Below are 21,818 nucleotides of genomic sequence, written 5' to 3' on the forward strand. Positions count from 1 at the left end.
CACCATGGCGAAGCTCAGCACCGAAGAATTGCTCGACCAGTTCAAGGAGCTCACCCTCCTCGAGCTCAGCGAGTTCGTGAAGGCATTCGAGGAGACCTTCGAGGTTACCGCAGCTGCTCCCGTCGCTGTTGCTGCTGCAGGCGGCGGCGCTGCTCCCGCCGAGGCTGCTGAAGAGCAGGACGAGTTCGACGTCGTTCTCGAGTCGGCCGGCGACAAGAAGATCCAGGTCATCAAGGTCGTCCGTGAGGTCGTTTCCGGCCTCGGCCTGAAGGAAGCCAAGGACCTCGTCGAGAGCGCTCCGAAGGCAATCCTGGAGAAGGTAGCCAAGGATGCAGCCGAGGCTGCCAAGGAGAAGCTGGAAGCTGCCGGCGCAAAGATCTCCGTCAAGTAAGACCGCTTCGTTGCAGTCGTACTTCGTGCTCTGAACGCACGAGCGCAGAAGGGCCGTTCCCACCTCGGTGGGAGCGGCCCTTTTCTGTGTTTCGAGCCCTCCGCTTTTCTGTGTTTCAGGCGCTGGATCGGGCGCGTCGTTGTGATCGATCACTGACTCTGCTGGATCGCGTGACACCCGGATTCAGCCCCTGTTTACTCGGTCACGCCGAAGTCTGAAGCATGTCGAAGGGTTTCGGTTGGGTTCACTTGTGGTGTTTCACAGCATTGCGCGACTGGTACTTGTCACAGTTCTGGCGAGTCGCCGACCGTGTCGCGTGAGATGAGCCACACTGATGCAAGCTCTACAGCCTGACTCGGGGAAGTTCTTACTGGGCGGTAAGCTCCCGTGTCGGTGCGGACACCTGCATGGGATACAGTGACGCAACCCACATCCGGGTCGATGTGTACGAATTGTGGAGGTCAGCGTGGGAGTCGAGGTTTCGGTCGAAGGATTGACCAAGTCTTTCGGTGTACAGAAGATTTGGCAGGACGTGACGTTGACTCTGCCGAAGGGTGAAGTCAGTGCGCTCCTCGGTCCTTCCGGTACCGGCAAGTCGGTCTTCCTGAAGTCTCTGATCGGCCTCCTGCGTCCCGAACAGGGCAAGATCTTCATCGACGGAACCGACATCCTGCAGTGCTCCTCGCGTGAGCTCTACGAGATCAGGAAGCTGTTCGGGGTGCTGTTCCAGGACGGTGCGCTGTTCGGCTCGATGAACCTCTACGACAACGTCGCCTTCCCGCTCCGTGAGCACACCAAGAAGTCCGAGTCCGACATCCGCAAGATCGTCATGGAGAAGCTCGAACTGACGGGTCTGCTCGGTGCCGAGGACAAGCTGCCCGGCGAGATTTCCGGCGGTATGCGCAAGCGTGCCGGACTCGCCCGTGCCCTGGTGCTCGATCCCGAGATCATCCTGGTCGACGAGCCCGACTCCGGCCTCGATCCTGTTCGTACGACGTACATTTCGCAGACTCTCATCGATATCAACGCCAACATCGATGCCACGATCCTGATCGTCTCGCACAACATCAACCTCGCTCGTACGGTGCCCGACAACATCGGCATGCTCTTCCGTCGTCAGCTGGTGATGTTCGGGCCACGCGAGGTGCTGCTCACCAGTGACGAGCCGGTGGTCAAGCAGTTCCTCAACGGCACGATGATCGGTCCGATCGGCATGTCCGAGGAGAAGGACGAGGCGCAGATGGCGCACGAGCAGGCCCTCGTCGACGCCGGGCACCATGCAGGTGGCGTCGACGACGTCGAAGGCATCGTGCCGCAGATGAAGGCCACCCCCGGCACCCCGGTCCGTCAGGCCGTCGGACGCAGGCAGGAGCGGGTCCGTCAGATCATGCACACCCTGCCGCACAACGCGCAGGTCGCCATCCAGGAGAGCCTCGACACCACCGACCCCGGTCAGCAGTACCCCGCGTACGCCGGCCAGCAGGGCTACGACCAGCAGGGTTACGACCAGCAGGGTTACGACCAGCAGGGTTACGACCAGCAGGGCTACGGCGGACAAGGTCATGATCAACAGGGCTACCAAGCTCCTACGCAAGGTCGGGGTCAATAGCAGACATGGGGGGATCGAAGAAGTCCGCGTTCGCTCCGGCGAACGCCGCTCTGACACAAGCCGGCAATATCGTCGAACTTCTGGTCGAGGTCGTTCGGAACACCTTTCGGAGGCCGTTCCAGTTCCGTGAGTTCATCGAGCAGGCCTGGTTCATCGCCAGCGTGACGATTCTGCCGACTGCGCTCGTCGCCATTCCTTTCGGCGCTGTGGTCTCGTTGCAGACCGGATCGCTCATCAAGCAGCTCGGTGCCGAATCGTTCACCGGCGCGGCCAGTGTGCTCGCGGTCATCCAGCAGGGTTCACCTCTGGTGACAGCCCTGCTCGTTGCCGGTGCCGCTGGATCCGCGGTCACCGCAGACCTGGGATCGCGGACCATTCGCGAGGAGATCGACGCGATGCGGGTCCTGGGTATCGACCCGGTGCAGCGTTTGATCGTTCCGCGTGTGCTGGCCATGATTCTCATCGCTCTGTTGCTCAACGGCTTGGTTTCGGTCGTCGGCATCGCGGGTGGCTACTTCTTCAACGTGATCCTGCAGGGCGGTACACCCGGTGCGTACCTGGCATCGTTCTCGGCGTTGGCACAGCTTCCGGATCTCTATGTCGCAGAAGCGAAAGCGGCGATCTTCGGACTCATCGCGGGCATCATCGCCTCGTACAAGGGGCTCAACCCCAACCCCGGACCCAAGGGCGTCGGCGAGGCAGTGAACCAGACGGTGGTCATCACGTTCCTGCTGCTCTTCTTCGCCAACCTCATTCTGACCCTGGTGTACCTCCAGGTCGTCCCAGCGAAGGGAGCGTAACCGCGATGACTATCGCAAGAGGTCGCGGTGACCGCACACTGATGCGCGTCAAGCGTGTCGGAAATGCCCCGCTCAACGTGCTCGACCGCGCAGGCGAGCAGATGTCGTTCTATCTGCGGGCGATCGGGTGGATTCCCAAGACTGCAGTGCACTACAAGAAGGAAGTACTCCGCCTGCTGGCGGAGGTCACCTTCGGCAGCGGTGCGCTCGCCGTCATCGGCGGCACCATCGGCGTGATCGTGATGATGTCCGGCTTCACCGGCATCGTCGTCGGCCTGCAGGGCTACGCAGCGCTCGAACAGCTCGGTAGCTCCGTGCTCACCGGATTCCTATCCGCGTACGTCAACACCCGTGAAATCGCACCGATCGTCGCGGGCCTGGCGCTCTCGGCAACCGTCGGCTGCGGCTTCACCGCACAACTCGGTGCCATGCGGATCTCCGAGGAGATCGATGCGCTCGAGGTCATGGCTGTGCCGAGCGTGCCTTTCCTCGTCACCACCCGCATGATCGCCGGCTTCGTCGCGGTCATCCCGCTCTACATCGTGGGTCTGCTTGCGTCCTATGTCGCCTCGCGAGGGATCAGCACGATCTTCAACGGGCAGTCGTCGGGGTCGTACGACCACTACTTCAATCTGTTCCTACCTCCTGAAGATGTGCTGTATTCCTTCCTCAAGGTGCTCATCTTCGCCTTCGTGCTGATCATGATCCACTGCTACTACGGCTATCACGCCTCCGGCGGACCGGCAGGCGTCGGCGTCGCAGTGGGCCGCGCCGTGCGTACGGCAATCGTCACGATCGCCGTATTGGACTTCTTCCTGAGCCTCGCCATCTGGGGCACGACCACCACAGTGAGGGTTGCCGGATGATCGACTCGCCGTCGCGACTGCAGCGAGTACTGCTCGGACTTGCATTCTTCCTGGTGCTCATCCTGTTTCTCGGGTGGAGCATCACCTCCTACAACAAGACGTTCAAGTCCGTGGTGAACGTCAGCCTCGAAACCGACTCGGTCGGAAACTCTCTGCCGATGAATGCGGACGTGAAGGTGCGCGGAATGATCGTGGGCGAGGTCCGTTCTGCGGCCACCGTCGACGGTGTCGTCACGTCCCAATTGGCCATCGATCCGGACAAGGCACCGCTGATTCCGTCGAACGCGACGGCTCGGCTGCTTCCGAAGACTCTGTTCGGCGAGCGTTACGTGTCGCTGATCGTGCCCGAGAACGATTCGGCGTCGCCGATCACCGACGGCACGGTTCTGCGTCAGGACACGAGCGGGAACGCGATCGAGGTCGGGCAGCTGCTCGACGGCTTGCTCCCTCTGCTGCAGGCGATTCCGCCGCAGGATCTCGCCAACACCCTCGGGTCTCTTGCACAGGGTCTCAGCGGGCGTGGGGAGCAACTGGGGCAGACCATCGACAATCTGACGAACATCGTGTCGGGTCTGAACACGGAGCTGCCGAACATTCAGCAGACCCTCGTCGGCCTAGCAGATTTCTCCCAGACCTACGCGGATGCGGCGCCGGAATTGATCTCGGCTCTGGACAATCTGCGCACGACGGGCAACACCGTCGTCGAGCGTCAGTCCGGTCTCGAGACGTTGTACGGCTCGCTCACGTCGGTGTCGAACGTCACCGCGGACTTCCTGCAGGCGAATTCCGAGAATCTGATCAGCTTGGCGTCGAATTCGCGTGAGGCACTGGAATTGCTTGCGGAGTTCTCGCCGACGTTCGGCTGCACGTTCAGCCAGTTCGCCGAAGGTGCCAGGCGCGGCGCGATCGTGCTCGGCGAAGGCGACGACTACCCCGGCATCAACGTCTCCGCATCGTTCGTCAACCCGAAGGGCCGTTACTTGCCGAACCAGGACGAGCCACGCTTGTTCGACGATCGCGGAGCCACGTGCTTCGAGCCCGCAGCTCCGGGTGAGTTCTTCCCGCAGTACCCGGGAGGTTCCATCAACGACGGTTCCTACCAGGTGCCTACTCGTAACCCGGGTCCGCAGGAGATCCCAGGACAGGGACCACCGAAGTCGGCTCAGAGCTCCATCGTTCCGGCCATTGCCGAATCCGCGCAGCCGGCGAGCTACGAGGGATCGGACTTCGAACGCGACACCCTCGCCGTGATCTACGGACAGGCGAGTGGCGTTGCACCGGACAGTATTCCGTCGTGGGCCGCCGCTATCGGCGCTCCGGCATTGAGAGGAGCGGAGGTGAGCGTGAAATGAGAGGCCTTCTCGCGCCGATCATCAAGTTGGTCGTGTTCGCCGTGATCACGATCATCGCCACGGCCACCCTTGCCTTCACCATTGCCAATTCGAGCGGCGGCGGCGGCACGAAGTTCTCGGCTGTGTTCTCCGACGTCACGTCTCTCAACGAAGGCGACGAGGTTCGTATCGCAGGCGTTCGTGTCGGCCAGGTCGACACCATCGAGATCACCAACGAGCGCGAAGCGAAAGTCGGCTTCACACTCAGTAGCCGCGACTGGTTGCCGGCGAGTTCCACGGCAACCATCCGGTTCCGGAACCTGGTCGGCCAGCGCTACATCGCCATCGAGCAGGGCTCGGGGGACCAGGGCCAGAAGATCAACGGGGGTGCGACGATCCCGTTGGAGCGGACCAAGCCCGCGGTCAACCTGACCACACTGTTCGACGGTTTCCGGCCGCTGTTCACCACCCTCAGCGCAGACGACGTCAACAAGCTGTCGTACCAGATCATCCAGGTGTTCCAGGGGGAGTCGGGCACCATCAACGAGCTGGTATCCAACACGGCGAGTCTGACGAACACCGTCGCCGACAAGGATCAGGTCATCGGCCAGGTCATCACCAATCTCAACAACGTTCTGGCGACGGTCAATCAGAACGACGGCCAGCTCGACAGCTTGATCGTCAACACCCAGCAGCTCGTCTCGGGCCTGTCGGCCGACCGTGACGTGGTCGGCTCCGCCGTCACGTCGCTCGCCGGTCTGACGAACGCCACCGCAGACCTGCTCGAGCCGACTCGGCCGTCGATCCAGGGATCGGTGACCGCACTGAACACGTTGTCGGAGACGATCAATCGGCGCAGTGACGATGTGGACAAGGTCCTCGGGATTCTGCCGAACAAGCTGGACAAGCTCATCCGCACGGCCCAGCAGGGATCCTGGTTCACGTTCTACCTCTGCGGCATCGACATCGTCGCCGGACCGGGTAGCTCGCCGAATCTGAATCTGCCGACCGGGCTGCCGACCGTCAACCAGCCGCTGTACACGAACTCGGCAGAGCGTTGCAAAGCTGGGGGGATCAAGCAATGAAATCTCGTCGTAGTCCGGCCACCATCGGTGCGCTCGGTATCGCAATCATCCTGCTCGCCACGATGTCGGTCTTCTTTCTCGATCGGCTTCCGATCATCGGTGCAGGCTCGGTGTACACCGCGGAGTTCAGCGAAGCAGCTGGTCTCAAGCCGTCCAACGAGGTCCGTATCGCGGGCGTGAAGGTCGGCAAGGTCACCGATGTTCGTCTCGAAGGCGACCGGGTGCTCGTGGACTTCACGGTGCAGGACGCCTGGGTCGGCAACGAGTCACGCGCGGCCATCGCCATCAAGACACTGCTGGGCCAGAAGTATCTGGCCCTCGACCCGAGCGGACCGGACACCTTGAGCCCCAAGGACACGATTCCGCTCGATCGCACCACGTCTCCGTACGACGTCATCGATGCGTTCTCGGCAGCGGCTTCGACCATCAACGACATCGACACCGATCAACTCGCCACCAGCATGCGGACCCTGTCCGAGGCGTTCTCGGAGACGCCGGCGAACATCCGTGCCTCGTTGGACGGTGTGACTCGGCTGTCTCAGACGGTGGCAAGCCGTGACGAGGAACTGAAGAAGCTGTTCGCTGCCACCGGCGAGACATCGAAGGTGCTGGCCGACCGCAACGAGCAGTTCAACAAGTTGATCACAGATGCCGGCCCGTTGCTCGAAGAGCTCAACAACCGACAGCAGGCCATCTCGCAGCTTCTCACCGGCACACAGCGCGTGTCCCAGGAGCTGACCGGTCTGGTCCGCGACAACGAGGCCACCATCAACCCGATGCTGCAGCAGCTCAACGGTGTCATCGAGATCCTGCAGCGCAACAACGACAATCTCGACCGCGCACTCAAGTTGTACGAGCCGTTCATTCGCCTGTACACCAACGTGACCGGTAACGGCCGGTGGCTCGACATCGTCCTGGCCAACCTCACACCACCCGGAGTTCCGTTGATACCTGGTTACCGCGAGCCCTCGGTCGACAAGTTGGCGGGGAACTGATGACAGACACTCAGGCAGCGCCGCGAAACAAGAACAAGCTCGCAATCATCGCCGTCGTTGTGGTGGTCGCACTGGTCGTGGCTGTCGCAGGCTGGTGGCTGTTCACCAGGGCCGGAACGACCAAGATCACCGCATATTTCGACAAGTCGGTCGGCATCTACTCCGGCTCGGAGGTCCGCGTGCTCGGCGTCAAGGTCGGCACCGTCGACTCCGTCACCCCGATGGGCGACGACGTCGAGGTCGTCCTCCGAGTCGACCGGGGCATCGACATTCCGGCCGATGCAAAGGCCGTCCAGGTCACCCCCTCGCTCGTCGCCGATCGCTACGTTCAGCTCGCACCCGCGTACACCGGCGGCGACACGATGGCCAGCGGAACGACGATCGGTCGCGATCGCACGGCCACACCTGTCGAGGTCGACGAGCTGTACTCGTCGATCAACGACCTGTCCAAAGCTCTCGGACCCGACGGGGCCAACAAGGACGGTGCGCTCACGGACTTCGTGAACACCGGTGCGGCAAACCTCGACGGCAACGGTGAAGCGCTGGGCAACAGCATCACTCAGCTCTCGGCGGCGGGTCGGACCTTGAGCGACTCACGGACCGACGTGTTCGACACGATCAAGAACTTGCAGACCTTCGTCAGTGCGCTCGCCGTCAACGATCAGCAGGTACGCAACTTCAACACTCAGTTGGCCGACCTGACCGGCTTCCTGTCGGGTCAGCGTGAGGATCTCGGTGCTGCGCTGCAGCAACTGTCGGTAGCGCTCGGTGATGTCGCGACGTTCGTTGCGGACAACCGCACGGAACTCACGGACGCGGCCAACGGGCTCGTACAGCCCACGCAAACTCTGGCGGACAACCGTGAGCAGCTGGTGCAGACCTTGACGTTGCTGCCGCTGGCGATCAGCAACTTGGTCAATGCGTACGACGCCGAGTCGGGCACGCTCGCATCGCGTGCCAACCTGCAGAACGAGACGCAGGATCCGCTCGGCACCGTCTGCCGACTGATCGACCTCGGCAAGCTGGTACCGGGTGATCCTCGCTTCGAGGCTCTCGGTGCGCAGATTCAGCCGATCATCGATCAGTGCGCCAACATCACCACCATGATCCAGGCACCTCTCGCCGACCAGAACCGGATCGTGCTGCCGTTCGGGGTTCTCACCAACGACATCGAACAGAACGTATCTGTGCCCGGCACGGTCCCCGGTGTGGTCTCGCCCAAGCTGGGAACCAGCTCGATGCCAGGACTCGAGCAGTCGTACATCGGAGGTGGGGGACAGTGAGTACCCCTGTGAATCGGAATCGAGCTCGTGTGAAGCGTTCGTTGTCCCTGGGAGCAGGGCTCTGCGTGGTGGCGCTGTCTGCCGGCGCATGCTCGTCGGCGGGTATCTACGCCATCCCGCTGCCGGGTGGTGCCGACATCGGTGACAACCCGTTCAACCTGACAGTGCAGTTCGACGACGTTCTGGACCTCGTTCCGCAGTCGACCGTCAAGGTCGACGGTGTGGCCGTCGGCCGGGTCGACTCGATCACCGTTCCCAACGACGGATGGACCGCCGACGTCAACGTCATTCTGAACTCCGACGTGGACCTGCCGGCCAACGCGATCGCGTCGGTTCAGCAGACCAACCTGCTCGGCGAGAAGTTCGTGCAGCTCTCGGCACCTCCGGGTGACGAGGAGGCCGCCCGTCTGCAGGACGGTGCCACGATCCCGCTCGATCGAACCCGCCACGCCACCGACATCGAACAGGTGCTCGGCGCACTCTCGCTGCTGCTCAACGGTGGCGGCGTCGGACAGCTCTCACCGATCGTCAAGGAGTTGAGCACGGCATTCGACGGTCGTGAGGGCAAGACCAAAGACCTTCTGCAGCAGGCGAACACGCTGATCGACGGACTCAACCAGCAGCGTGACGACATCACCCGCGCCATCGACGGTCTCGACACACTCAGCGGTCGCGTCAACTCGCAGACCGACAAGATCGACGGGGTGCTGAAGGACCTGCCGATCGCCACCGAGGTTCTCGAGCAGCAGCGACCGCAGCTCACCGAAATGCTCGGTGCGCTCGATCGTCTCGGCTCGGTCGGCACCGACGTGATCAACCGGTCCAAGGACGATCTGATCGCCGACCTGCGGGCCCTGCGCCCCACGCTGCAGGCGCTCGCCGATTCGGCGGACGACGTGGTGACCTCGCTCGCGGTGATCCCGACACTGCCGTTCGCCGACGGCACCGAGAAGATCATCGAGGGCAACTCGGCCAACCTGTTCCTGTCGCTCGACCTGTCGATCGGAACTGCGCTGCGCAACTTCGGTGTGGGCGAGGGAGACCCCGTCTACATCCAGCCGAAGTACGGCAAGACACTCCCCGTCGTCGACCCGTCCAATCCGTACTACAACGGAAACGGACCACGTCCGGGCTGGCCGACGATTTCGCTGCTGCCGCTGCCACCGATCATCCCGTCGCCGGTTCCCGGCCCGGGTGCACCGGGTGCGGGTGAAAATCCAGCGCCTGCGCCGTTCGACCCGTTGGCACCGTTGAATGATCTGCTCGAACAGTTCGGAGTTGGCCAGTGAGATCGAAGCTCGTTCGGTACCAGTTGGTGATATTCGTCGTGGTCGCCGTAGTCGGGCTGATCTTCGTCGGCGGAAAGTACGTCCGCCTGGACAACATGCTCGGGTTCGGGCAGTACAACGTGGCGCTGAACCTCGCCGATTCCGGTGGAATATTCACCAACGCCGAGGTCACGTACCGCGGTGTTCCGGTGGGTACCGTCGGTGGGTTGCAGTTGACTCAGGACGGTGTCCAGGTCGAACTCAAGCTCGACAGCGGCGGGCCGGACATCCCGGCCGACACGAAGGCCGTCGTGGCGAACAGGTCCGCGATCGGTGAGCAGTACGTCGATCTGCAGCCACAGACCGACCAGGGACCGTTCCTGGTCGACGGCTCCCAGATCGCGGTGGCCGACACCGCGACACCCGTTCCGGTGGAGGACGTGCTCGCCAACACCAACACGCTGGTTCGGTCGGTGCCGCTCGACAACTTGACGAAGGTGGTCAACGAACTCGGTGTGGCCTTCGACGGCAAGGGCAACGATCTGCAATCGCTCGTCGATTCGCTCGGAAACATCTCCGAGGCAGGCAACGAGGCGTTGCCGCAGACGCTGGCGTTGGTGCGCGACGCGGTGCCGGTGCTCGACACGCAGTCCGAGCAGTCGGACCTCATCCGGGAGTTCTCCACCAGCCTGGATCAGGTGACGGCTCAGCTGAAGTCCAACGATCCCGACATCCGGCGGCTCATCGACACCGGAACCGCTGCCGGCGATCAGCTCGGTGGTCTGATCACCGATGCCGGTCCTGCTTTGACGACCGACATCAACAACCTTGCGTTGGTTGCCGCTCAGGCCGAGCCGCGGTATCTCGCTCTTCGTCCGTTCCTGACGTTCCTGCCTGCGCTCGGTGCCGGTATCTCCACCATCGTCCCGAACGACGGCACGATCCATCAGGGTCTGCTGCTCGAGGTGAACAACCCGCCGCCGTGCACGGTGGGCTACGAGGGCAGTCAGGCGATCCTCGACGAGGAGAAGCGCAAGAACCCCAACTTCGATCCGACGCGGGAGAACTACCCGCTGAACCTCGATGCGAACTGTGCGACTCCGCAGGGCAGCGTCACGGGCGTTCGTAGCGCGAACCGAATCGTCTTCGCCGATCCGGACGTGCCGCAGCCGTGGGACCTCAAGCCGAAGGTCGATCCCGAGAAGCTCAACCTCAACCCCATCGCCACCCAGTTGGCACCGCTCATCGGCGTCACGCCGAAGTAGCGGAATCGGAAGAACTGCTGCTCAGCACTATCGTCGGGCCGAGAGTGGTTCGGCCGGATATTACCGAGTAGTAGGGTGAAATTGTGAACTCGAGCACCGAAGCCCTGGAGTCCCCAGCGACTCCAGGGCAGAACAAGACAGCGAAAATTCTCCTTGCCGTCGTCACCGTGCTCGCCGTGGCGGCGCTCGCGGCGGCAGTGTTCTTCGGTTACGGCTGGGGCCAGGCGTTGCTCAGTCAGAAGCCGACCGCGGATACGCGCGACGCTGCCCTCACCGGCGCTCAGCAAGCGGCCGTCAACCTGAACACTGTGGACGCCGCCAACATCGATCAGTCGTTCGACAACATGAAGTCGTCCATCACCGGTGACTTGATGCTCAACGACCTAGAGCAGACGCGCTCGGGGATCACCGATCAGGTTCGTCAGTCCGGAGCCAAGAGCGAGGCCGAGGTTCTCCACGGCACCGTGACGGAACTGAGTACTGACGAGAACACTGCCACCGCGCTCGTGGTCATCGCCACGACCACCACCTGGCCCGACCGTGTCGAGCGAAGCAAGCTCACGATGCGACTGGCGATGGAAGAGGTCGACGGAGTGTGGAAGACCAACAAGGTCGACCCCATCGGTTCACGGATCTCGCTCGACAATCCGAGCACCAACCCCGTCATCCCGTCCGAACCGGGTGCCACCGACCCGAATGCGGTCACCCCCGGTACGGAAGCGACGCCGGCCCCACAGCCGGATTCCGGCGGCAACTGACGTTCCCCGGCAATGTCGTCTCCGTGTGTTGTGAAGTGAGTTTCGAAGGAGTTCTGTAGTGCCTCCCCAGCGTCGCAAGATCGTTCCACCCACCACCACCAGCAAGGTGCGCCGCAAGGTGGCCGGCACCGGAAAGCCTGTGCCCGCCGACTCGGACTCGACCCGCCTCGAAGGATCCGAGACGGCCGACAAGGCAGCCACTGACAAGATCGCCACGGACAAGCCGGTTGCCGACAGGACGGCTACGGACAAGCCGGTTGCCGACAAGACGGCCACCGATAAGCCCTCGCTCGCCAAGACAGGCGCAGGCAAGGCGGTCACAGGCAAGACCGTCACAGCCAAGACCGTTACCGGCAAGTCCGTCGCCGCCGAGACCGTCCCTGCCGAGTCCTCGCTCGCCGAGCCCGCGACAGCCGAATCCTCCGCTACGCCGTCCGCTGGAGCACGTTCGGGGATCGGCTACAAACACGTGATGATCGTCGCGGTCATCGCAGTGGTGCTCGGTGCATTCGCTGCGGTTGCTGCGTTCAAGCCTTTCGCCACCATCGACAATGCTGCTTGGGTGGATTCTGCCGCCACACAGGAAGTGACCTCGGCCACGACCGATGCGCTGCAGACCTTGTACACGTACAAGGCCGAGACGATCGATGCCGATTTCGATGCAGCTCGTGCGGTGTTGAATCAGTCGATGCTCGACGAGTTCAACTCCACCGCTGAGACAACCAAATCTGCTGTGGTGCAGACGAATACGGGAACCGAGGCCAGCGTGACGGACATCGGCGTCACGCGGCTGGAGGACGACAAGGCCGAGCTGCTCGCCAACGTGAACATCAGTGCAACGCAGAACGGTTCTGCGACGGGGAGTGCCGAGGGCCCGTTGACGGTCAACATGGAAAAGATCGACGGCACCTGGAAGCTGTCTGCCATCGACGATCAGTAGCGACCGTTTCGCCCGGTCTCTCGATCGAGCCCCGTTCGACGCAGAAACCCTGCTCGGGCGGGGCTTTCTCGTGCGCTGGTCGGTCATCTGTCGAGCGCCCGTGTCGGAGTTACCATCGCGATTGCGTCCTGGCTTGGGACGAGCCCTGGTTGTTCGGGACAACCATTTCGACGCTCGACAGCCAGGGGTGGATCCGACGAAAACGGAGCATGCTGGTCATGACTGACACAACTATCGATTTTTCCGCCCTGGAATCACGGTCCGGTCGATCGGGCTTTGCGGAGAACGTCAACCCGGAACTGTACCGACTTCTGTCTGCCCTGAATCTGGATCGCGAATACGTGCGCGGTGACGGGACCGTCCTGTTCGATGCCGCGGGCCGCCGGTATCTCGACTTCGCGGGGGCCTACGGTGCTCTACCGTTCGGCCACGGCCCCACCCCGATCTGGCAGGCGATCAACGATGTTCGCTGCAGCGGGGAGGCGATCTTCGTGCAGCCTTCGGTGCTGACTGCGGCGGGTGAACTTGCAGATCGGTTGGGACGCATCGCCCCGGACGGATTGACGCGAACGACGTTCGTCAACAGCGGTACCGAGGCGACCGAGGTAGCACTCAAGATCGCCCGCGCGCATACCGGGCGGCTGGGTGTGTTGACGACCGGGAACAGCTTCCACGGCAAGACGCTCGGAGCGTTGTCCGCTACCGGAAACATCAGGTACCAAACCGGATTCGGCGCACCGGTCGAGGGCTTCGACCATATTGCGTTCGGTGACGCCGATGCGCTCGACGCGGCTCTGGCGGCTGCGCCTGGGCACTACGCGGTGTTTCTGGTCGAGCCGATCCAGGGTGAGGGGGGAGTGGTGTGTCCCCCCGACGGCTATCTGCGCCGCGTGCGGGAGATCTGTGATCGGCACGGGGTGTTGCTCGCGCTCGACGAGGTGCAGACCGGACTCGGTCGTACCGGGCGGATGTTCGCGGCGGAACACGAAGGGGTGGTACCGGACATCATGACGGTGGCCAAGGCGCTCGGCGGCGGCATCGTGCCGGTGGGTGCGGTGCTGTGTGCACCGGCGCTGGTGAACGACAGCTTCGCGCTGCGCCACACGTCGACGTTCGCGGGCAATGCACTGGCGGCGCGGGTGGGCATCGCAGTTCTCGACGAGCTGACTCGAGACGACTGCGCTGTGGTGACGAACGTTGCCGTGCTCGGGCGGCAGTTGAAGAAGGATCTGCGCGCGCTGGCCGAGAAGTATCCGTCGGTAGTCACCGACGTTCGCGGACGCGGTTTGCTGCTCGGTGTCGAGCTCGGTGCAGACGTGAATTTCGTGGGGCGTCAGTCGCTGCTCGGGTCGATTGCGGAGCAACACAATCTGGCTGCGGTGATCTGCTCCTACCTGCTCAATGTCGAGGGGATCCGAGTTGCGCCGACTCTGTTCGGTACCAGAGTGATTCGGATCGAGCCACCACTGACGGTCTCGGCTGTGCAGTGTGCACGGTTGGTCGCGGCGCTGGACAGGGCACTCGGCTACGCCGCGGTGGGGGACCTGGACGGATTGTTCGGTCACCTGCTCGGCCGCTCGACCGTCGTCACTCCGCCGGCCCTCGCGGCGCTGCGTCCGGGTCGGACGCCCGATATCGCGGTGCGTCCGACGGATCGGCGGTTCGCGTTCATCGCGCACCCTCTCGATCTGGGGTTCTTCGCTGCATTCGATCCTGCGCTCGAGGTGTTCGATCACTCCGAGCGACAGGACCTGCTCGAGAGGTTCGCCGCGTCGACGTCCGAGCTCGACCCAGCGTCGTTCGTCATCGGCAGTGGCCGGGTCGCCGGGGGCGGGGGTGCAACGGCGCACGGTGACCTGATCGGCCTGCCGTACACGTCGGCGCAGTTGCTGCATCTGCCCACCGAGCAGGCGCTGCGGGTGGTCGGCGGTGCCGTCGAACTGGCGATCTCGCGCGGTGCGACGGTCGTGGGGCTGGGCGGCTATTCGTCGGTGATCACGGGGAACGGGCTTGGCCTCGGTGCAACGTCTCGACCCATCACCACCGGCAACACGTTCACCGCCGCGGCGAGTCTGCGAGCTGTTCGACGGGTGTGCCGCGAACGCGGTATCGATGTCGCGCAGGCCAGGGTGACGATTCTCGGTGCGGCCGGGGCCATCGGGCGGACCATCGGCAAACAGCTGGCCGGAGAGGTCGGCAGTATCGCGTTGGTCGGTAGGAAGGGCGAGAGCTCGGTCATCGCGCCCAAGCTGTGGGCGGCCGCGCAGGAGATGGTGGCGAGTGCGAGGAACGGGTCGGGTTCGGGAGACCTCGCCGTGGCTGCACACGAGGTCGATGGCGATCTGGACGATCTGATCAGATCACGTCATGTCGAATTCTTCACCGATCCCGTTGCTGCGGTACAGGATTCGTTGATCGTCATCGCTGCGACGTCGGCCCCGCATGCGCTGATCGATCCGACGGATCTGATGGAGGATGCCATCGTCTGCGATGTCGCTCAACCACCGAACATCGGCCGCGACGTGCGCGGTGAGCGGCCGGACGTGACGGTGTTCGACGGCGGCATCGTGCGGGTGCCGTCGGGTTCGGATTTCGGGTTGACCTACGGGTTGGCTCCGGGCCTGACGTACGCCTGCATGGCCGAGACGATGCTGATCGCGTTGTCCGGTGAGTTCGGTCTGCGCAGCATAGGCACCACGCTCGACGGCGAGAGCGTCGAACGGTTGGGTGAGCTGGCCGACGTCCACGGGTTCGCGCTCGCCGAGGCCACCCGATGGCGCGAGGTCAGTCAGTAGTCAGTAGGTCAGTAGGTCAGTAGTCGGCTGGGGCCGGAGTTCCCGGAGGTTCGTGGACTCCGGCCCCGCCCGTCTCGGTCCTGTCCTTGTCTGCCGACGTCGATCGTCTCGGAGTGGGATGACCCCACCAGTTCGCGTTCCCCATCAGTGTGACGAGGGCGGGCACGAGCATCATCCGCACGATGGTGGCGTCGATGAGAAGACCGACGATGATGCCGATGCCCACCAGTCGCATCATCGACAGTTCGGACAACGAGAAGAACGCGGTGACGCTGATGAGCAACAGCGCGGCGGCCGTCACGATCCGTCCGGTGCGAGCGGCTCCGATGCGGACTGCTTCCCTGGTGGTGGCTCCGTTGTCGTGGGCCTCGACGATGCGTGAGAGCAGAAAGATCTCGTAGTCGGTGGAGAGGCCGAACACGACCGCCATGACGAGGATGCTCATCGTGGACTGCAAGGGGCCTGCCGTGACGCCGATCAGCCCGCCGCCGTGGCCGTCGTGAAAGATCCAGGTGAGCACTCCGAAGGTGGCTGCCAGGCTGATCATCGCCATGGCAATTGCCTTGAGGCTGAGCACGATCGAACGAAATGCCAGTGTCGTCATCGTGAAAGTGGCCAGCACCATGATGGCCAACATCCACGGAATGGTGGAGTAGATCGCGTCGATGCCGTCCTCGCTCTGCGCGGTGCTGCCGCCCACGCTCAGCGTGGTCCCGGCGGGAGCGGGGATCGATCGAATCGCGTCGAGGGTCGCGAGTGCAGCCGGGGTGCGATCGGCCGAGGTCATGATGGCATCGACCACGGTCAGATTGTCGGCGCTGCCACTGGGAAACGCTGCCGCGACTCCGTCCGCGCGGCCGATGGCGTCGGTGACTGCCGAGACCGCGGCAGGGCTCGGCGGTGCATCGGTGACCGATTCGACGACGACGGTGACGCCGGTGTTCGCGAGCGTGAATTCGGTGAGGAGCTTCTGCGTCGCGATTCGGGCGGGCGAGTCCTGGGGCAGGCCGGTGTGGTCGAGGTCGCCCAGAGCTACGCCGGAGATGGGTGCGCTGAGCACGGCCAGCACGCCGACTATGGCGGCGGCGACGAGAACTGGCCTGCGCATGACACGGTCCGCCACTGTGCCCCAGAACTTCTGCGCCCGGGCCTCGCCGCGGTCGATCGCACCCTTGCGCCAGCTCAGGGAATCGATGCGGGGGCCGAGGAGGACGAGTGCAGCGGGGAGGGCGGTCAGCGAGATCGCGGCGGCGACGGCCACTGCTGCCATGCCGCCGAAGCCCAGTGAGCGGATCATCGCCTGCGGGAAGATGAGCATGCCGATGAAGCCGCAGATCAGCAACAGTGCCGAGAACGCCACGGTCCGGCCTGCGGTGGACATCGTGCGGCGTACCGCGTCCACCGTTTCGCGCCCGTCGCGTAACTCCTCTCGAAACCGCGTGATCACGAACAGGCTGTAGTCGACGGCCATTCCGAGTCCGACCAGGGACGCGATATTGGTCGCGAACACCGACACCTCGGAGACGCTGTTCAGTGCCCGCAGCACGGCCAGTGACGCCAGCACGCTCAGCCCGCCGATCACCAACGGAGTTCCTGCGGCGACGAGTCCGCCGAAGACGATCAGCAGCAGAACCAGCAGAATCGGGAAGGTGATGGTCTCGGCTCGCACCAGATCTGCTCGCGCTTGCTCGTTGTACGCGTCGACGACGGCCGAGAATCCACCGAACTGGACGGTCACCCCGTCGATCTTCAATCTTTCGCGCAGGTCCTGGTAGGACTTGACGCGTTGATCCTCGTCGCCGGTCAGTGTCAGCACCGCGAGGGCGGAGTTCCCGTCCGACGATCGCAGGCCTGGAGCGAAGGCGTCGGGCACCGTCCAATAGGAGACGGGATCACGGGCGAGCACTCCGGCGTCGATGTCGGCGAGGCTCGAGGCCACGGTGTCGCCGATTCCGTCGACCGTCCGACCGTCTGCGGGGGTGTAGATCACCGCGATGTCCGGAACGTCACGGCCGAACCGGGATTCGACGAGAGCATCGACTTTCGCCGACTCGCTGTCGGGGTCGCTGTAGCCACCGAGACTGAGTTCGTCGACGACGCCCAGGCCCCAGGTTCCGGCGAGCAGAACGGTCGCAACCACGACTGCCAGGACCCAGCGCGCACGGGCGACCACGAAGTCGACGACGGGCGAACCCCTGGTCACGCGGCACTACCGAAGGCTCGACGCCTGCATCCGACGTCGACCACTACCACCGTATTCATGTTGTCCCCCCGCGAGACGTGATGTGAGTGCTCCGTGAATATGCCTGTGGCACAGAGGAAGACCTGTCACGCGGCGAACCCGATCACCTGACGACGTCACCCCCGATTGCGACAGAGGAAATACAATCAGAAGCCGTGCTCGATTGCCATAGCAGCGTCGGATTCCCTCGGACCTCTTGACGAAGGAAGGCGCAGGGGTCACTCTTGTCGTGAAGGAGCACCCCCGTGGTGACGACCGCACGCGATCGGTCACCACAGCTTTCCGTTCGCCGCAGCTGTTCGTTCAGTTTCCTGCCGATACGGCGTCCGCTTCGCGGTCGCTCTCGGTCGGGTCGCGGCGAGGAAGGTCGACACGCTGTTGCCGACTCGGCGCGCGAACGGACCTCGGGTGCTACTTTTGATGCCCCCGTTGCGCTGTGCGCACATTTGGGGTACCTTTGGACGTTGCGCTGGCTGCCTCCTGTCCACCTCTCGATCGCTGTTACCCGAAAGCTCGTTTTCGGGCCGCTGTGATGGGGATTCGGTCTGGTTGCACCGGCCGAAATTCGCCCCACATATAGCAAACAGATACAGCGGCGGTCGCACTGCACGAGCGACCCGCGTGAGGTGCTGGAAGGACGCATCTTGGCAGTCTCTAGCCAGACCAAGGCAGTTGTCGGAACACCGGGAGCCCCGAGGAGGGTTTCGTTCGCGAACATTCGCGAGCCGTTGGAGGTACCCGGTCTCCTCGATGTACAGACGGATTCGTTCGAATGGCTGGTAGGTGCGCAGAGTTGGCGTGACCGTGCCGCCGCCCGGGGAGACAGCAGTGTCGCCGGTGGACTCGAGGACATCCTGACCGAGCTCTCTCCGATCGAGGACTTCTCGGGCTCGATGTCTCTCTCCTTCTCCGACCCACGATTCGACGAGGTCAAGGCCTCGACGGATGAGTGCAAGGACAAGGACATGACGTACGCGGCCCCGCTGTTCGTCACGGCCGAGTTCATCAACAACAACACCGGTGAGATCAAGAGCCAGACGGTCTTCATGGGTGATTTCCCGATGATGACCGACAAGGGCACCTTCATCATCAACGGCACCGAGCGTGTCGTTGTGTCGCAGCTGGTGCGTTCTCCGGGCGTCTACTTCGATCACTCGATCGACAAGACCACCGAGAAGGACCTGCACAGCGTCAAGGTGATCCCCGGCCGCGGTGCATGGCTCGAGTTCGACGTCGACAAGCGCGACACCGTCGGTGTCCGTATCGACCGCAAGCGTCGCCAGCCCGTCACGGTGCTGCTGAAGGCTCTCGGCTGGTCCACCGAGCAGATCACGGAGCGCTTCGGCTTCTCCGAGATCCTCATGGCCACCCTGGAGAAGGACAACACCGCCGGTACCGACGAGGCGCTCCTCGACATCTACCGCAAGCTGCGTCCGGGCGAGCCGCCGACCAAGGAGTCGGCGCAGACCCTGCTGGAGAACCTGTTCTTCAAGGACAAGCGCTACGACCTCGCTCGCGTGGGTCGCTACAAGATCAACAAGAAGCTCGGCCTCAACTCGGGTCAGCCCATCGTGGCGTCGACCCTCACCGAGGAAGACATCGTCGCGACCATCGAGTACCTCGTGCGTCTGCACGCAGGTGAGACCTCGATGACCGCACCCGACGGCGTCGAGGTTCCGGTCGAGGTCGACGACATCGACCACTTCGGCAACCGTCGCCTGCGTACCGTCGGCGAGCTCATCCAGAACCAGATCCGCGTGGGCCTGTCCCGCATGGAGCGCGTCGTGCGCGAACGTATGACGACTCAGGACGTCGAGGCGATCACGCCGCAGACCCTGATCAACATCCGTCCCGTCGTCGCTGCGATCAAGGAGTTCTTCGGAACGTCCCAGCTCTCGCAGTTCATGGACCAGAACAACCCGCTGTCGGGTCTGACGCACAAGCGGCGCCTGTCGGCACTGGGACCCGGCGGTCTCTCTCGTGAGCGCGCCGGCCTCGAGGTCCGCGACGTGCACCCCTCGCACTACGGCCGCATGTGCCCCATCGAGACCCCGGAAGGCCCCAACATCGGCCTGATCGGATCGCTGTCGGTGTACGCACGGGTCAACCCGTTCGGCTTCATCGAGACCCCGTACCGCAAGGTCGTCGACGGCAAGGTGACCGACGATGTCGATTACCTGACCGCCGACGAGGAGGACCGCCACACGCTCGCGCAGGCGAACTCTCCGGTCGACGATTCGGGTCACTTCATCGAGGACAAGATTCTCGTTCGTCGTAAGGGTGGAGAGGTCGAGTTCGTCTCGTCCGACGACATCGACTACATGGACGTGTCGCCTCGCCAGATGGTGTCGGTCGCAACCGCGATGATTCCGTTCCTCGAGCACGACGATGCAAACCGTGCCCTGATGGGCGCGAACATGCAGCGTCAGGCGGTCCCGCTGGTTCGCAGCGAGGCCCCGATCGTCGGAACCGGCATGGAACTGCGTGCCGCGGTCGACGCCGGTGACGTCGTCATCACCGAGAAGACCGGTGTCGTCGAAGAGGTCTCCGCCGATTACGTCACGGTCATGGCCGACGACGGAACCCGCAAGACCTACCGGATGCGCAAGTTCGCGCGTTCCAACCAGGGCACCTGCGCCAACCAGCGTCCGATCGTGGACGAGGGACAGCGCGTCGAGACCGGCCAGGTCCTCGCCGACGGCCCCTGCACCGAGAACGGTGAGATGGCACTCGGCAAGAACCTGCTGCTGGCGATCATGCCGTGGGAGGGCCACAACTACGAGGACGCGATCATTCTGTCGCAGCGCCTCGTGGAAGAGGACGTTCTCACCTCGATTCACATCGAGGAGCACGAGATCGATGCTCGCGACACCAAGCTCGGTGCCGAGGAGATCACTCGCGACATCCCGAACGTCTCCGACGAGGTTCTCGCGGACCTCGACGAGCGCGGCATCATCCGGATCGGTGCCGAGGTTCGTGACGGCGACGTGCTGGTCGGAAAGGTCACTCCGAAGGGCGAGACCGAGCTGACCCCCGAAGAGCGCCTGCTGCGCGCCATCTTCGGTGAGAAGGCTCGCGAAGTTCGCGACACCTCGCTCAAGGTTCCGCACGGCGAGAACGGAAAGGTCATCGGCATCCGCGTCTTCTCGCGCGACGACGACGACGATCTGCCTCCCGGCGTCAACGAGCTGGTCCGCGTCTACGTGGCTCAGAAGCGCAAGATCCAGGACGGCGACAAGCTCGCCGGCCGTCACGGCAACAAGGGCGTCATCGGCAAGATCCTCCCGCAGGAGGACATGCCGTTCCTGCCCGACGGCACCCCGATCGACATCATCCTGAACACGCACGGTGTTCCGCGTCGTATGAACATCGGTCAGGTCCTCGAAACCCACCTGGGTTGGATCGGCAAGACCGGTTGGAACGTGCAGATCGCCGCGGACGGCAGCAAGCCCGATTGGGCCGATCGCCTGCCCGAGGAGATGTTGGCGGCTCCGGCCGACAGCAACATCGCCACCCCGGTGTTCGACGGTGCCAAGGAGAATCAGCTCGCCGGCCTGCTGGAGAGCACGATTCCCAACCGCGACGGCGAGCAGATGGTCGGATCCGACGGAAAGGCCACGTTGTTCGACGGCCGCTCCGGCGAGCCGTTCCCGTACCCGGTGTCGGTGGGCTACATGTACATCATCAAGCTGCACCACTTGGTCGACGACAAGATCCACGCTCGTTCGACCGGGCCGTACTCGATGATCACGCAGCAGCCCCTCGGTGGTAAGGCTCAGTTCGGTGGGCAGCGCTTCGGTGAGATGGAGTGCTGGGCCATGCAGGCCTACGGTGCCGCGTACACGCTGCAGGAGCTTCTCACCATCAAGTCGGACGACGTTGTCGGCCGCGTGAAGGTGTACGAGGCGATCGTCAAGGGCGAGAACATCCCCGAGCCCGGTATCCCCGAGTCCTTCAAGGTGCTCCTCAAGGAGCTCCAGTCGCTGTGCCTCAACGTGGAGGTGCTGTCCTCGGACGGCGCTGCCATCACGATGGCCGACGGTGACGACGAAGACCTCGAGCGTGCCGCAGCCAACCTGGGAATCAACCTCTCCCGCAACGAAGCTGCCACGGTCGACGACCTCGCACAGTAGTTCTGTGGTCCGGTGGGCCTGCAGCGATGCAGGCCCACCGGGCGATATTTCTTGTTT

15 protein-coding genes are annotated in these 21,818 nt (G+C 63.6%); 14 read left to right on the top strand and 1 reads right to left on the bottom strand.

Going from position 1 to position 21,818, the window contains the following annotated elements; translation table 11 throughout:
* Positions 1-4: 4 nt before the first annotated feature.
* The 13 genes from rplL (at position 5) to CH275_RS25735 (ending at position 15,386) form a co-directional block, all read left to right on the top strand.
* Positions 5-391 (top strand): 50S ribosomal protein L7/L12, encoded by a 387-nt coding sequence (gene rplL, locus CH275_RS25670; protein ID WP_057475236.1) that lies wholly within the window; start codon positions 5-7, stop codon positions 389-391.
* Between the two features lie 466 nt (positions 392-857).
* Entirely contained in the window at positions 858-2,000 is a 1,143-nt protein-coding gene (locus CH275_RS25675) for an ABC transporter ATP-binding protein (protein ID WP_179276345.1), read from the top strand.
* Positions 2,001-2,005: 5 nt separating this feature from the next.
* Positions 2,006-2,800 carry an MlaE family ABC transporter permease gene (locus tag CH275_RS25680; protein WP_094680940.1) on the top strand — a complete coding sequence of 265 codons (795 nt, stop codon included), beginning with the start codon at positions 2,006-2,008 and terminating at the stop codon, positions 2,798-2,800.
* 5 nt (positions 2,801-2,805) lie between these two features.
* Positions 2,806-3,666, top strand: a complete 861-nt coding sequence (locus CH275_RS25685; RefSeq protein ID WP_032365270.1) for an MlaE family ABC transporter permease — start codon at positions 2,806-2,808, stop codon at positions 3,664-3,666.
* A complete protein-coding gene (locus CH275_RS25690; RefSeq protein WP_094680941.1) occupies positions 3,663-5,018 on the top strand; it encodes an MCE family protein in 1,356 nt (451 codons plus the stop codon). Before CH275_RS25685 ends, CH275_RS25690 begins: the two co-directional genes overlap by 4 nt.
* Positions 5,015-6,082 (top strand): MCE family protein, encoded by a 1,068-nt coding sequence (locus CH275_RS25695; RefSeq protein WP_094680942.1) that lies wholly within the window; start codon positions 5,015-5,017, stop codon positions 6,080-6,082. The genes CH275_RS25690 and CH275_RS25695 overlap by 4 nt, the downstream gene beginning before the upstream one ends.
* Positions 6,079-7,077, top strand: a complete 999-nt coding sequence (locus CH275_RS25700; protein WP_094680943.1) for an MCE family protein — start codon at positions 6,079-6,081, stop codon at positions 7,075-7,077. The genes CH275_RS25695 and CH275_RS25700 overlap by 4 nt, the downstream gene beginning before the upstream one ends.
* Positions 7,077-8,360 (top strand): MCE family protein, encoded by a 1,284-nt coding sequence (locus tag CH275_RS25705; protein WP_094680944.1) that lies wholly within the window; start codon positions 7,077-7,079, stop codon positions 8,358-8,360. The genes CH275_RS25700 and CH275_RS25705 overlap by 1 nt, the downstream gene beginning before the upstream one ends.
* A gap of 29 nt (positions 8,361-8,389) precedes the next feature.
* The gene (locus tag CH275_RS25710) at positions 8,390-9,649 is read left to right on the top strand and encodes an MCE family protein (RefSeq protein WP_094680945.1); all 1,260 of its coding nucleotides are present in this window, start codon (positions 8,390-8,392) and stop codon (positions 9,647-9,649) included.
* Positions 9,646-10,893 carry an MCE family protein gene (locus tag CH275_RS25715; RefSeq protein WP_094680946.1) on the top strand — a complete coding sequence of 416 codons (1,248 nt, stop codon included), beginning with the start codon at positions 9,646-9,648 and terminating at the stop codon, positions 10,891-10,893. Before CH275_RS25710 ends, CH275_RS25715 begins: the two co-directional genes overlap by 4 nt.
* Positions 10,894-10,976: 83 nt before the next feature.
* Positions 10,977-11,651 (top strand): hypothetical protein, encoded by a 675-nt coding sequence (locus CH275_RS25720; protein ID WP_094680947.1) that lies wholly within the window; start codon positions 10,977-10,979, stop codon positions 11,649-11,651.
* A 58-nt stretch (positions 11,652-11,709) separates the two neighbouring features.
* Positions 11,710-12,591, top strand: a complete 882-nt coding sequence (locus tag CH275_RS29690) for a hypothetical protein (protein ID WP_179276346.1) — start codon at positions 11,710-11,712, stop codon at positions 12,589-12,591.
* Between the two features lie 218 nt (positions 12,592-12,809).
* Entirely contained in the window at positions 12,810-15,386 is a 2,577-nt protein-coding gene (locus CH275_RS25735) for an aminotransferase class III-fold pyridoxal phosphate-dependent enzyme (protein ID WP_094681142.1), read from the top strand.
* Between the two features lie 16 nt (positions 15,387-15,402).
* On the opposite strand, the gene CH275_RS25740 is transcribed toward CH275_RS25735, so the two are convergent.
* Entirely contained in the window at positions 15,403-17,589 is a 2,187-nt protein-coding gene (locus CH275_RS25740; RefSeq protein ID WP_094680950.1) for an MMPL family transporter, read from the bottom strand.
* A 665-nt stretch (positions 17,590-18,254) separates the two neighbouring features.
* Here CH275_RS25740 and rpoB point away from each other — a divergent pair.
* Positions 18,255-21,761, top strand: a complete 3,507-nt coding sequence (gene rpoB / locus CH275_RS25745) for a DNA-directed RNA polymerase subunit beta (RefSeq protein WP_094680951.1) — start codon at positions 18,255-18,257, stop codon at positions 21,759-21,761.
* Positions 21,762-21,818 lie beyond the last annotated feature (57 nt).

Source organism: Rhodococcus sp. 06-235-1A (assembly GCF_002258785.1).
Lineage (GTDB): Bacteria > Actinomycetota > Actinomycetes > Mycobacteriales > Mycobacteriaceae > Rhodococcoides.

Bases quoted from the DNA above. Each gene is read 5' to 3' on its own strand.
- rplL (WP_057475236.1), top strand. From the start codon at position 5: ATGGCGAAGCTCAGCACCGAAGAATTGCTCGACCAGTTCAAGGAGCTC.
- CH275_RS25680 (WP_094680940.1), top strand. From the start codon at position 2,006: ATGGGGGGATCGAAGAAGTCCGCGTTCGCTCCGGCGAACGCCGCTCTG.
- CH275_RS25685 (WP_032365270.1), top strand. From the start codon at position 2,806: ATGACTATCGCAAGAGGTCGCGGTGACCGCACACTGATGCGCGTCAAG.
- CH275_RS25690 (WP_094680941.1), top strand. From the start codon at position 3,663: ATGATCGACTCGCCGTCGCGACTGCAGCGAGTACTGCTCGGACTTGCA.
- CH275_RS25695 (WP_094680942.1), top strand. From the start codon at position 5,015: ATGAGAGGCCTTCTCGCGCCGATCATCAAGTTGGTCGTGTTCGCCGTG.
- CH275_RS25700 (WP_094680943.1), top strand. From the start codon at position 6,079: ATGAAATCTCGTCGTAGTCCGGCCACCATCGGTGCGCTCGGTATCGCA.
- CH275_RS25705 (WP_094680944.1), top strand. From the start codon at position 7,077: ATGACAGACACTCAGGCAGCGCCGCGAAACAAGAACAAGCTCGCAATC.
- CH275_RS25735 (WP_094681142.1), top strand. From the start codon at position 12,810: ATGACTGACACAACTATCGATTTTTCCGCCCTGGAATCACGGTCCGGT.